9 protein-coding genes and 1 tRNA gene are annotated in these 13,408 nt (G+C 68.2%); 8 read left to right on the top strand and 2 right to left on the bottom strand.

Annotated elements, in window-relative coordinates; genetic code table 11:
- Positions 1-119: 119 nt before the first annotated feature.
- The 6 genes from ACQ7HM_RS20450 (at position 120) to ACQ7HM_RS20425 (ending at position 6,822) form a co-directional block, all read left to right on the top strand.
- A tRNA-Pro gene (locus ACQ7HM_RS20450) sits at positions 120-193 on the top strand.
- 80 nt (positions 194-273) lie between these two features.
- Positions 274-1,680: a trigger factor gene (gene tig / locus ACQ7HM_RS20445; protein ID WP_434218070.1), complete on the top strand. Its 1,407-nt coding sequence runs from the start codon at positions 274-276 to the stop codon at positions 1,678-1,680.
- A 181-nt stretch (positions 1,681-1,861) separates the two neighbouring features.
- The gene (locus ACQ7HM_RS20440; protein WP_434218069.1) at positions 1,862-2,473 is read left to right on the top strand and encodes an ATP-dependent Clp protease proteolytic subunit; all 612 of its coding nucleotides are present in this window, start codon (positions 1,862-1,864) and stop codon (positions 2,471-2,473) included.
- 64 nt (positions 2,474-2,537) lie between these two features.
- Positions 2,538-3,209 (top strand): ATP-dependent Clp protease proteolytic subunit, encoded by a 672-nt coding sequence (locus tag ACQ7HM_RS20435; RefSeq protein ID WP_434218068.1) that lies wholly within the window; start codon positions 2,538-2,540, stop codon positions 3,207-3,209.
- 265 nt (positions 3,210-3,474) lie between these two features.
- Entirely contained in the window at positions 3,475-4,755 is a 1,281-nt protein-coding gene (gene clpX, locus ACQ7HM_RS20430; RefSeq protein WP_434218067.1) for an ATP-dependent Clp protease ATP-binding subunit ClpX, read from the top strand.
- 84 nt (positions 4,756-4,839) lie between these two features.
- Positions 4,840-6,822: a S9 family peptidase gene (locus ACQ7HM_RS20425; protein ID WP_434218153.1), complete on the top strand. Its 1,983-nt coding sequence runs from the start codon at positions 4,840-4,842 to the stop codon at positions 6,820-6,822.
- Positions 6,823-6,847: 25 nt separating this feature from the next.
- Here the strand turns inward: ACQ7HM_RS20425 and fdhD are convergent, their stop codons facing one another.
- Complete coding sequence (gene fdhD, locus ACQ7HM_RS20420) at positions 6,848-7,669, bottom strand: formate dehydrogenase accessory sulfurtransferase FdhD (RefSeq protein WP_434218066.1); 822 nt, start codon at positions 7,667-7,669, stop codon at positions 6,848-6,850.
- Complete coding sequence (locus ACQ7HM_RS20415) at positions 7,669-10,023, bottom strand: FdhF/YdeP family oxidoreductase (protein WP_434218065.1); 2,355 nt, start codon at positions 10,021-10,023, stop codon at positions 7,669-7,671. Before ACQ7HM_RS20415 ends, fdhD begins: the two co-directional genes overlap by 1 nt.
- A 49-nt stretch (positions 10,024-10,072) precedes the next feature.
- Here ACQ7HM_RS20415 and mobA point away from each other — a divergent pair, with 49 nt between their 5' ends.
- The gene (gene mobA / locus ACQ7HM_RS20410) at positions 10,073-10,708 is read left to right on the top strand and encodes a molybdenum cofactor guanylyltransferase (RefSeq protein ID WP_434218064.1); all 636 of its coding nucleotides are present in this window, start codon (positions 10,073-10,075) and stop codon (positions 10,706-10,708) included.
- Positions 10,709-10,732: 24 nt separating this feature from the next.
- Entirely contained in the window at positions 10,733-13,405 is a 2,673-nt protein-coding gene (locus tag ACQ7HM_RS20405) for a valine--tRNA ligase (RefSeq protein WP_434218063.1), read from the top strand.
- Positions 13,406-13,408: the final 3 nt, after the last annotated feature.

Here is a 13,408-nt window from a genome sequence, read left to right as displayed (position 1 = left end):
CAACGCATTGCGGACTCCGTCCGAGGCGATTCCCGAGGTCGTACCGCGGCAACGTAGTATTTGCGCTCGGTGTCTGCGAGGACTGCGAGCCTTCTTCTCCGCTGTGACACCGGCGAGTCCGGGATGTGGCGCAGCTTGGTAGCGCATCCGCTTTGGGAGCGGAGGGTCGCAGGTTCGAATCCTGTCATCCCGACGACAGATGGATCCCCGGGCGAGAAACCCCCGACGCGTCCACAGACCCGTACCACCGTCATCACACAAGGAGTCAAGTTCGTGAAGAGCACTGTCGAGCAGCTGAGCCCGACGCGCGTGAAACTCAATGTCGAGGTCCCGTTCGAGGAGCTCGAGAAGGATTTCGCCCGCGCCTACAAGTCGTTGGCCCAGCAGATCCGTATCCCCGGCTTCCGTCCGGGCAAGGCCCCCGCCAAGCTGATCGAGGCACGGGTCGGACGCGATTCGGTGCTCGCACAGGTCGTCAACGACGCGCTGCCGGGCAAGTACTCCGAGGCCATCGCCGAGACGGAGACCAACCCGATCGGTCAGCCCGACATCGACCTCTCCGAACTCGAGTACGGCAAGTCGATCACGTTCACCGCCGAGGTCGATGTCCGTCCCGATATCGCCCTGCCCGACTTCGCGTCGCTGTCGGTCGAGGTGGAGCCCGTCGAGGTCGACGACGCCGCGGTCACCGAGCAGTTCGACGCCCTGCGCGCCCGCTTCGGCACCCTGACCGGCGTCGAGCGGCCCGCGAAGGACGGCGATTTCGTCTCGATCGATCTCGCCGCCACCGTCGACGGCGCCGAGGTCGAGGAGGCCTCCACCACCGGGCTGTCCCACGAGGTCGGCTCCGGTCAGCTCATCGACGGCCTCGACGAGGCCCTGGTCGGCATGAGCGCCGGCGAGGACAAGGTCTTCACCACCACGCTGGTCGCGGGCGAGCACAGCGGTGCCGAGGCCGAGGTGACCGTGACCGTCAACTCGGTCAAGGAACGCGAGCTGCCCGAGGCCGACGACGACTTCGCCCAGATGGCCAGCGAGTTCGACACCATCGACGAGCTGCGCGCGGACCTCACCGAGCGGGTCGGCCAGTCGAAGAAGATGGAGCAGGCCAGCGCGATCCGCGACGCGGTGCTCGAGAAGCTGCTCGACTCCGTCGAGGTGCCGCTGCCCCAGGGCGTCGTCGACGCCGAGGCCGAGAGCCAGATGCACCAGGTCGTCCACGCTTTCGATCACGACGACGAGAAGGTCGCCGAGTTCCTCGCGCAGCAGGGCACCACCCGCGAGGAGTGGGAGACCGAGGCGCGTGAGGGTGCGGAGAAGTCGGTCCGGTCGCAGCTGCTGCTCGACGCGATCGCCGACGCGCGCGAGACCGTCGTCGGCCAGGACGAGCTGACCCAGCAGATCATGTTCCAGGCCCAGCGATACGGCATGGCGCCGCAGGACTTCATCGCCCAGCTGCAGCAGGCGGGCCAGGTCGGCGCGATCTACGCCGATGTCCGTCGCAGCAAGGCGCTCGCCGGTGTCATCGGTCTGGTGTCGGTCACCGACACCAGCGGTGCGACCGTCGACACCGCCGAGTTCTTCGGTGGCGGCGAGGACGCCGAGACCGCCGAGGACGCCCCCGCGACCACCGAGGGCGAGCAGGACGAGGCCGCGACGAAGGACGCCGAGACCAGCTAGGACCACCGACGGCAGCGGCCACCGAGGTGTTCCGCTGTCAGCGAATAGGGGCGGCTCCGACGACTCGGTGCCGCCCCTGTTCGTTAGTGTCGACGAAGAGCACTCCCGCACAACGATCTCGTGTCCGGCGCCCCGCGCCGACCCCCGAGATCTCTCCCGACCTCTTTCGAAAGTAGGAATCGTGACCGAGTCGAAGATCCACACGCCTGCGATGAGCTCGGGTGTCACCGCCAGCTCGGGCATGTCCGGCCTGAACCTGAGCGACTCGGTCTTCGAGCGCCTGCTGCGCGAGCGGATCATCTTCCTCGGCACCCAGGTCGACGACGACATCGCCAACCGGCTGTGCGCCCAGATCCTGCTGCTCGCCGCCGAGGACAGCTCCAAGGACATCAACCTCTACATCAACTCGCCCGGTGGATCGGTCACCGCGGGCATGGCCATCTTCGACACCATGCAGCTCGCGCAGTGTGACGTCGCGACCTACGCGATGGGCATGGCCGCCTCGATGGGCCAGTTCCTTCTCGCCGCCGGCGCCAAGGGCAAGCGTCACGCCCTGCCGCACGCGCGGATCATGATGCACCAGCCGTCGGCGGGCATCGGTGGCACCGCGGCCGACATCGCCATCCAGGCCGAGCAGTTCGCGCTGACCAAGAAGGAGATGAACCGTCTCAACGCCGAGTTCACCGGGCAGCCGCTCGAGAAGATCGAGGCCGACGCCGACCGTGACAAGTGGTTCACCGCGGACGCGGCCAAGGAGTACGGATTCGTCGACCACGTGATCTCGCGGGCCTGACCCACCCCGACCCGACTCCATCCACGCCCTGCGCGTACCGCCGCCCCAGAACCACGGAGAAACCATGAGCAACGTGTTCGGATCCACCCCCAGTCCCGCAGGCGTGGCAGCCGCCGGACTCCAGAGTCGCTACATCCTGCCCTCGTTCATCGAGCACACCCCCAACGGCATGCGCGAGTACAACCCGTACGCCAAGTTGTTCGAGGAGCGCATCGTCTTCCTCGGCACCCCGATCGACGAGACGGTGTCGAACGACATCATGGCCCAGCTGCTGGTCCTCGAGTCCCAGGATCCCGACCGGGACATCACCATGTACATCAACTCGCCCGGTGGCAGCGTGCCCGCCATGCTGGCGATCTACGACACCATGCAGTACGTCCACTGCGACATCGTGACGGTCTGCCTCGGTGAGGCGGCCTCGGCCGCTGCGGTGCTGCTGGCCGCCGGCACCCCGGGCAAGCGCGCCGCGCTGCCCAACGCGACGGTGCTCATCCACCAGCCGCGCACCGGTGGCTCGTACCAGGGCCAGGTGTCCGACCTGGAGATCCAGGCCGCCGAGATCGAGCGCATCCGTCGGCTTCTCGACGAGATCCTGTCGGGGCACACGAGCCAGGACTCCGACAAGATCCGACGCGACACCGACCGCGACAACATCCTCACCGCGGCGCAGGCCAAGGAGTACGGGATCATCGACGAGGTCTTCGAGTACCGCAAGAAGTCCGCACGCCGCAGCTGACGGCGAGGCGACAGACTCCGACGACACGCCGGGTGCGCAGCGATTGCGCCCGGCGTGCCCGTCGAAGGGTGATCCTGTACGCCTGGGACCACTGCGAACTCGTGTTCCCCACCCGTATCGGCCCCCGCCGACGCGGGCGTGACAAAAGTGTTTATCGGTCGAAGTTCGGTCGACCCGCGGGTACGGTCGTTCATACTGACGCCAGGTCGGTTCGCCCGGCGCGATGCCCATCGCGCCGGTGCACAAGGAAGAGGTACATCACACGATGGCGCGAATCGGAGACGGTGGCGATCTGCTGAAGTGCTCGTTCTGCGGAAAGAGCCAAAAGCAGGTCAAGAAGCTCATCGCGGGCCCCGGCGTGTACATCTGCGACGAGTGCATCGACCTGTGCAACGAGATCATCGAGGAGGAGCTCGCCGAGTCGAGCGACGTCAAACTCGACGAGCTGCCCAAGCCCTCGGAGATCCGCGACTTCCTCGAGAACTACGTCATCGGTCAGGACACCGCGAAGCGGACCCTCGCCGTGGCCGTCTACAACCACTACAAGCGCATCCAGGCCGGTGACCGCAAGGACTCCCGCGGCGGCGAGGCCGTGGAACTGGCGAAGTCGAACATCCTCATGCTCGGCCCCACCGGCTGCGGTAAGACCTACCTCGCGCAGACCCTGGCGAAGATGCTGAACGTACCGTTCGCCATCGCCGACGCGACCGCGCTGACCGAGGCGGGCTACGTCGGTGAGGATGTCGAGAACATCCTCCTGAAGCTGATCCAGGCCGCCGACTACGACGTGAAGCGTGCCGAGACCGGCATCATCTACATCGACGAGGTCGACAAGATCGCCCGCAAGAGCGAGAACCCCTCGATCACCCGCGACGTCAGCGGCGAGGGCGTGCAGCAGGCGCTGCTCAAGATCCTGGAGGGCACGCAGGCCTCGGTTCCCCCGCAGGGCGGCCGCAAGCATCCGCATCAGGAGTTCATCCAGATCGACACCACGAACGTGCTGTTCATCGTGGCCGGCGCGTTCGCGGGTCTCGAGCGCATCGTCTCCGATCGGATCGGCAAGCGCGGCATCGGTTTCGGTACCGAGGTCGCGAAGAAGAACGACGACGAGATGGTCGACGCGTTCGCCGAGGTCATGCCCGAGGACCTCATCAAGTTCGGTCTGATCCCCGAGTTCATCGGTCGTCTGCCGGTGGTGGCGTCGGTGACCAACCTCGACAAGGAGTCGTTGGTCTCGATCCTCTCGACCCCCAAGAACGCCCTCGTGAAGCAGTATGTGCGCCTCTTCGAGATGGACGGCGTCGAACTCGAGTTCACCCCCGACGCTCTCGACGCCGTGGCCGACCAGGCGATCCACCGGGGCACCGGCGCTCGTGGTCTGCGCGCCATCATGGAAGAGGTCCTGCTCCCGGTGATGTACGACATCCCCGGCCGCGACGACGTCGCCAAGGTGGTCGTCACCGGAGAAACCGTGCGCGACAACGTGTTGCCGACCATCGTGCCGCGCAAGCCGCGTCGCGACGAACGGCGCGACAAGACCGCGTAGTCTCGCGGCGTGACGCACGCCGAGAACTCATCCTTCGCCGATCTCGACCGCTACATCGCACTGCCCCGCGTGAACGGGCTGACGATGTCACCCGACGGCAGGCGCCTGGTCACCACGGTGGCCACCCTCGACGATGTCGCCACGAAGTACGTCTCCGCCCTGTGGGAGATCGACCCCACAGGCGACAGGCCGGCACACCGTCTCACCCGAGGCGCCGACAGCGCCACCGGGCCCTCCTTCGACGGCAGCGGCACACTGTGGTTCCTCCGGAAGTCCGCGGGTGGTTCCGAGCCCCACTCGGACGGGGACCCGGTGACGGCGCTCTGGCGCCTGCCCTCGGTCGGTGAGGCCGAGCGGGTCGCACTGCGCCCCGGCGGCGTGGAGACGATCGTGACCGCGCGCGCGAGTGACCGGGTTCTGCTCCTCGCCGATGTCCTCGCAGCCACGCCGGACGCCGACGCCGAGGTCCGGGAGCGTCGACGGAAGGCGACGTCGTCGGCGATCCTGCACGACCGCTATCCCGTACGGCACTGGGACGCCGACCTCGGACCGGGGCGACCGCACCTGTTCGACGCCGCCCCCGACGGCCGACTCACATCGATGATCGCGCGACCGGGTACGGCGCTGCGTGAGGCCACCGTGTCGATCGCGCCCGACGGCGACGTCGCGGTCACGACCTGGCGGACCGGCGCACCGCAGGCGGCGACGCGAACCGCCTTGGTGCGCATCGACCTTCGTGCCGACACACCCGTTGAGCCGGTGACCCTACGTGCGGATCCCGACGTCGACTTCTTCGCTCCGACGATCTCACCGGACGGCACACGGGTCGCCTTCCTGTCGGAGTCGGTGACCACCCCCACCACGGCGCCGGTCATCACCGTCGGTGTCCTCGACCTTGCCTCGGGCGCGGTCACCGATCCGGCCGCCGGCTGGGACCGGTGGCCGAATTCCGTGTCGTGGTCCGCGGACGGATCGGCGTTGATCGTCACCGCCGACGACGCCGGTCGTGGGCAGGTGTTCCTGGTCGACGCGGCCGGACACGACCCCGTGCGTGCGGTGACGTCGACGGACCACTGCTACAGCGATGTGTGCGTACACCCCGACGGCGTAACGGTGTTCGCGCTGCGCAGTTCGCCCGCGCAGCCGCCCCACGTGGTGCGCATCGACCTCGGCGACGGCGCGGTGACCCCGCTGCCCGGACCCGCCGAGCAGCCCGTCCTCCCGGGCACGGTGGAGGAGGTGCACACCCACACCATCGACGGCACGCCCCTGCGGGCGTGGTTCGCGCTGCCCCACGGTGCGAGTGAGCAGGATCGGGTCCCGCTGCTGGTGTGGGTGCACGGCGGACCGCTGGCGTCGTGGAACGCGTGGTCGTGGCGGTGGAACCCGTGGATCGCCGTCGCCGCCGGGTATGCGGTCGTCCTACCCGACCCCGCTCTCTCGACGGGATACGGGCAGAATTTCATCCAGCGCGGCTGGGGGAGCTGGGGATTCGAGCCCTACACCGATCTCATGGCGGTGACCGACGCCGCCGAGGCGGACCCCCGCATCGATGCCGAGCGCTCGGCTCTCATGGGTGGATCGTTCGGCGGGTACATGGCCAACTGGATCGCCGGGCACACCGACCGGTTCCGGGCCGTGGTCACCCACGCGAGCCTGTGGGCGCTCGATCAGTTCGGGCCCACCACCGACGGCGCCGACTACTGGTCGCGGGAGATGTCGCCGGAGATGGCGGTCGAGAACTCACCCCACCTGTACGTCGCCGACATCGTGACGCCGATGCTCGTCATCCACGGCGACAAGGACTATCGGGTCCCGGTCGGCGAGTCGCTGCGGCTCTGGTACGAGTTGCTGTCGGAGTCGGGGCTGCCCGCCGCCGACGACGGGACGACCGTGCACCGGTTCCTGTACTTCCCTGACGAGAACCACTGGATCCTCAAGCCGCAGAACGCGATCATCTGGTACCAGGTGGTGCTGGCGTTCCTCGCCCAGCACGTACTCGGCGAGACCGTCGACCTCCCCGACGTCCTCGGTGACGTGGAGATCGCGGCACACGACGTGCCCTGAGGCGCGTGCGCGCACCCGGGACCGGTCAGGAACCGACGATGCGACGCGGGGCCGAGTAGACGTTCATCGACTCGCCGCGCAGGAAGCCGACGACGGTGAGGTCGAGTTCGGCGCCGAGGTGGGCGGCGAGCGACGACGGGGCCGAGACCGCCGCGATGATCGGGATCCCCGCCATGACCGACTTCTGCACCAGTTCGAACGACACCCGGCTCGACATCATCGCGACCGTGTGGCGCAACGGGATACGCCCCTCCCGCAGGGCCCACCCGACGGCCTTGTCGAGCGCGTTGTGGCGCCCGACGTCCTCGCGGACGACCAACAGGGTGCCGTCGGTGTCGAAGAGCGCGGCGGCGTGCGTCCCGCCGGTCGCGGTGAAGGTGGTCTGCGCCGATCGCAGCCGGTCGGGGAGAGCACCCAGCGCCTCGACGCCGATGGACGAGTCGTCGGCGGCGAGATCGAACCGTGAGGTCGCGCGGATGTCGTCGATGGCCGACGACCCGCACACCCCGCAGGCCGAGTTCGACACGAAGGCCCGGGGTCGCGGCGCGATGGACACACCGTCGGCCGGCGTCACGTCGATGACGTTGTAGGTGTTCGCGCCGGCGGCATCGACGCCGTCGCAGTACCGGATGGTGGCGATGTCGTCGACCGACCCGATCAGTCCCTCCGACAACAGGAATCCGTGCACCAGGTCGATGTCGGCGCCGGGGGTGCGCATGGTGACCGTGAGCGCCCGCCCACCGACGCGGATCTCGAGCGGCTCCTCGACGGCGAGCGTGTCCGGTCGGGTGGCGTCGAGTTCCCCGCGGATCCGACGGACCGGTACGCGGGTGGTGACGCGTCCCATCAGGCGGCGATCAGACGCACCGTGATCCCCTTCGACACCGGCGTGTTCGACTTCACGGCCACGTGATCGAGGGGGACGAGGGGGTTCGTCTCGGGGTAGTAGGCGGCGGCGTTGCCGCGCGGTGTGGAGTACGCGACCACCGTGAAGCCGTCGACGCGGCGTTCCTCGACGCCGTCGTCGGTCGCGAACTCGGAGACGATCGACACCGACTGCCCGTCGCGCAGACCGAGTTCGGTCAGATCGTCACCGTTGCACAGGATCACGCGACGGTTGCCCTTGATGCCGCGGTAACGGTCGTCGTGGCCGTAGATGGTGGTGTTGTACTGATCGTGGCTGCGCATCGTCTGCAGGATCAGGCGGCCCTGCGGTGTGGGCAACCACTGCAGCGGGTTGACGGTGAGGTTGGCCTTGCCGTTGTCGGTGGGGAATTCGCGGTCGTCGCGCGGAGGGTGGGGGAGCAGGAAGCCGTCGGGCTGACGCACCCGGGTGTTGAAGTCGTCGAATCCCGGTACCACCTTCTCGACGTGGTCGCGGATCACGTCGTAGTCGCTCGCCATCGCCGACCAGTCCACGGGATGGTCTGTGCCCAGAACCTTCTCGGCCAGCTCGCAGATGATGCCGACCTCGCTGCGCAGTTCGTCACTCGCGGGCGTCAGCGAACCGCGTGACAGGTGCACCGATCCCATCGAGTCCTCCACGGTGACCTTCTGCTTGCGGCCTGCCCGCATGTCGCGGTCGGTGCGACCGAGGGTCGGCAGGATCAGCGCGGTCGATCCGGTGGCGAGATGCGATGCGTTGAGCTTGGTGCTCACCTGCACGGTGAGACGGCAGCGGTTCAGGGCCGCGCGGGTGACGTCGGTGTCGGGGGTGGCCGAGACGAAGTTGCCGCCCATCGACATGAACATCGACACCTTGCCGTCGCGCATGGCGCGGATGGAATCGACGACGTCCCAACCGTGGTCGCGGGGGCTGGTGATGCCGAACTCGGCATCGACCGCGGCGAGGAAGGCCTCGTCCATCTGTTCCCAGATCCCCATCGTCCGGTCGCCCTGGACGTTGGAGTGTCCGCGCACCGGGCACACACCCGCGCCGGGCTTGCCGATCATCCCGCGCAGCAGGAGCGTGTTGGTGACCTCCTCGATGGTGGCGACGGCGTGGGCGTGCTGGGTCAATCCCATGGCCCAGCAGACGATTATCCGCTCCGAGTTCGCCCACCGGTCGGCGAACTCCTCGATCTGGCGTAGTGACAGCCCGGTGGCCTCGACGATCTCGTCCATGTCGGTGTCGGCGAGCGTGGCCACGTACTCGTCCACACCGTCGCAGTAGGTGTCGAGGAACTCGGTGTCGAAGACCGTTCCCGGAGCGGCTTTCTCGGCGCGGTGGAGCAGGGTCGCGAGGCCTCGGAACAGCGCCATGTCGCCGCCGAGCCGGATCTGCAGGAACTCGTCGGCCATCGTGGTGCCGGAACCGACGACACCGTTGACGCGCTGGGGGTCCTTGAACCGCATCAACCCGGCCTCGGGCAGCGGGTTGACCGCGACGATCTTCGCGCCCTTGCGCTTGGCCGCGTCGAGGATCGACAACATCCGCGGGTGGTTGGTTCCAGGGTTCTGTCCGGCGATGACGATGAGATCGGCGTTCTCGACGTCGAGCACCGACACCGATCCCTTGCCGATGCCGATGGTCGTCGACAGTGCGTGGCCCGAGGACTCGTGACACATGTTCGAACAGTCCGGCAGATTGTTGGTGCCGAGGCTGCGGGCGAGCAGCTGGTAGGTGAACGCGGCCTCGTTGCTGGTGCGACCCGATGTGTAGAACACCGACTCGTCCGGTGAGGACTGCGCGGCGAGCTCGTCGGCGATGAGGGCGTAGGCGTCGTCCCAGTCGATCGGCCGGTAGTGGGTGTCGCCCTCGCGCAACACCATCGGGTGGGTGAGTCGGCCCTGTTGCGACAACCAGTACTCGGTGCGGTCACGCAGCGAGTCGACACTGTGGGCGGCGAAGAACTCCGGCGTCACCGTGCGACGGGTCGCCTCCTCGGCGACCGCCTTCGCGCCGTTCTCACAGAACTCGGCGTGCTTGCGTCCGCCCGGTTTCTCCGGCCACGCGCATCCGGGGCAGTCGAACCCGTCGCGCTGGTTGAGTTCGAGCAACGTGCGTGCGGTGCGCAGCGGACCCATCTGGGTCAGGCCGCGTTGCATCGACACCGCCACCGCGGGCACGCCGGCGGCGTAGGACTTGCGGTGTCCGACCCGGGTCGTGGTGGGTTCGTCGACGTCGGTCTCGGTCGCCTCCGCGGCGGAGCCGCGTTCGGTGGCTCCGGCGGCGGTGGGATCGGATTCGATGGAAGTCATTCCTCCATAGTGGCCCCGAGTACGGGGTGCGTCACGCGATACTCGTGTGATGACCGATGTGGCGGGTGTGGTGTTGGCCGGTGGAGCGTCGCGACGAATGGGTTCGGACAAGGCCGGTCTCGACTGGGAGGGCCAGCCGATGCTCGCCCGGATCGTCGCCGAGGTGGGCCTCCGCTGCTCCCCGGTGTCGGTCGTGGCCGCGGCGTCGTCACCCGCGTACAAGACCCTGAAGGGATCCGGCGGACCCGAGGCCCACTGGGTGACCGACGAACAGGCCGGGGCCGGACCGCTCGGCGCCCTGGCCGCCGGATTGGCCGATGCCGCCGCCGCGGGCTGCGAGATCGCCTTCGTGTGCGCCACCGACATGCCGCTCATCGAGGTCGCGATCGTCGACGAGCTGCTGCTGGGCCTGCGCGAGAGCGACGACGCGGCGATCGCCGTCGACTCGCAGCGGGTCCATCCCTTCGCCGGCGTCTACCGGACATCGTGCGCCGGACGGATCCGCGACCTGGCCGCGACCGGCGAACGACGCATGCTGGCCGCACTCGACGCCATCTCGGCCAACCGCGTCGCGGTGAGTGACGTCACCTGGCTCACCAACGTGAACGCGCCCGAGGATCTGCACCGTCTACGCCACGCCGGGAGCGGCGTCGCCCCCGACACGGCAGGCGTGAGCATCCCCTAGGAGGGGCGTCACTAGAATCGAGGGGTGACCGAACTCCCAGACGCGCCCACCCCTGCCGAGAGGCTGCCCAAGTCCTGGGAACCCGCCGCCCACGAGTCGTCCATCTATCAGCGATGGATCGACGACGGCCTCTTCACGGCCGACCCGGCGAGCGGCAAACCGACCTTCTCGATCGTCATCCCCCCGCCGAACGTCAACGGGTCCCTGCACATGGGCCACGCGTTCGAACACGTCCTGATGGACGCCCTCACCCGGCGTCGACGGATGCAGGGTTTCGAGGTGCTGTGGCTGCCCGGCATGGACCACGCCGCGATCGCCATGCAGGCCATGGTGGAGAAGCGACTCGCCACCGAGGGCATCACCCGCCAGGACCTCGGTCGTGAGGCGTTCATCGAGCGGGTGTGGCAGGCCAAGGCGGAGATCAGCGGTGACATCGGTGCGCAGATGCGCCGTCTCGGTGACGGCGTCGACTGGTCGCGCGAGCGGTTCACGATGGACGAGGGCCTCTCGCGTGCGGTGCACACCGTGTTCAAGCGGATGTTCGACGACGGACTGATCTACCGCGCCGAGCGGCTCGTCAACTGGTCGCCGGTGCTGCAGACCGCCATCAGCGACATCGAGGTGTCCTACGACGACGTCGAGGGCGAACTGGTCAGCTTCCGCTACGGCTCGATGGACGACGCCGAACCCCACCTGGTGGTGGCCACCACACGGCTGGAGACCATGCTCGGCGACACCGCGATCGCGGTGCACCCCGACGACGAGCGCTACGCGGACCTGGTGGGGACCGAACTGCCGCACCCGTTCCTGGACCGGTCGATCCCGGTGGTCGCCGACGACTACGTCGACCCCGAATTCGGCACCGGCGCGGTGAAGATCACCCCCGCCCACGACCCCAACGACTTCGCGCTCGGGTCGCGTCACGGTCTGCCGATGCCGACGATCATGGACGCGGCCGGCGCGATCGCCGACACCGGCACGCAGTTCGACGGGCTCGACCGGTTCGACGCGCGCGTCGCCGTCCGCGAGGCCCTGGCCGAGCAGGGGCGCATCGTGTCGGAGGTCCGTCCCTATCTGCACAGCGTCGGTCATTCCGAGCGCAGCGGGGAACCGATCGAACCGCGCCTGAGCATGCAGTGGTGGGTGAACGTGGAGTCTCTGGCCCGCTCGGCGGGCGACGCCGTGCGCAGCGGTGCGACACGGATCCATCCGGCGTCGATGGAACCGCGCTGGTTCGGCTGGGTCGACGACATGCACGACTGGTGCATCTCGCGTCAGCTGTGGTGGGGCCACCGGATCCCGATCTTCTACGGCCCCGACGGCGAGGTCGTCTGCACCGCGCCGGGCGAGGATCCGCCCGAGGGCTACATCCAGGACCCCGACGTCCTCGACACGTGGTTCTCCTCGGGCCTGTGGCCGTTCTCGACGCTGGGCTGGCCCGACGACACCGAGGATCTGCGCGCGTTCTATCCGACGAGTGTGTTGGTCACCGGCTACGACATCCTGTTCTTCTGGGTCGCGCGGATGATGATGTTCGGCACCTACGTCGGTGCGACGCTCGAGCAGGACGCACCGGTCCCGTTCCGAGACCTGTTCCTGCACGGGCTCGTTCGCGACGAGCACGGCAAGAAGATGTCGAAGTCGAAGGGCAACGGCATCGACCCGCTCGACTGGGTCGACCGTTTCGGTGCCGACGCGATGCGGTTCACCCTGGCCCGCGGCGCCACCCCCGGTGGCGACCTGTCGGTGGGTGAACGGCACGCCGAGGCGTCGCGCAACTTCACCACCAAGCTGTTCAACGCCACACGTTTCGCCCTGATGAACGGCGCCACCCTGGGGACGCTGCCCGACCGGGCGACCCTCACCGACGCCGACCGCTGGATCCTCGACCGGCTCGACGAGGTGCTCGCCGACGCCGACTCGGGGTTCGAGTCCTACGAGTTCGCCCGGGCATGTGAATCGCTGTATCACTTCGCGCGCGACGAGTTCTGCGACTGGTACGTCGAGCTGTCGAAGGTCCAGGTCTACGCCGACTCCGACGGACGGGTCGACGACGACCGCGTGCGATCGACCGGCCTGGTGCTGGGCACCGTGCTCGACGCGATCCTCAAGATGCTCCACCCGGTGATGCCGTTCGTCACCGAGACCCTGTGGACCACCCTGACCGGCGAGTCGACGGTGGTGACCGCGCCGTGGCCCACCGCGGGTGGCGCCACGCGGGACGCCGACGCGGCGAACCGCATCGCCGATCTGCAGCACCTGATCACCGAGATCCGACGCTTCCGCGGAGATCAGGGGATACCCGACAACAAACGGGTCCCCACACGCCTCGACGGCATCGACGCCGCGGGCATCGGACACCTGCGGCCCTACGCCGACTCGTTGGCGAAGCTCACCGCGCCGGGACCCGAGTTCACCGCGACCGCGACGCTCGAGGTGCGTCTGTCGACCATGACGGTCACGGTCGATCTCGACACCTCCGAGGCGATCGACGTCGAGGCCGAGAAGCGCCGACTGGCCAAGGATCTCGCGGCCGCCGAGAAGGAGCTGACGCAGACCGCGGCGAAGCTGTCCAACGAGCAGTTCCTGGCCAAGGCGCCCGACCCGGTGGTGGAGAAGATCCGGCTGCGTCAGCGGATCGCCACCGAAGAGGTCGAACGGATCGGCGCGAAGCTCGCGTCGCTCGGTGGCGCGTGAGCA

The sequence above is a fragment of the Williamsia sp. MIQD14 genome (assembly GCF_051025635.1).
Taxonomy (GTDB): domain Bacteria; phylum Actinomycetota; class Actinomycetes; order Mycobacteriales; family Mycobacteriaceae; genus Williamsia_A.
Note: the sequence above shows the minus strand (reverse complement) of the source record. Positions and strands in the feature narration are given on the sequence as shown.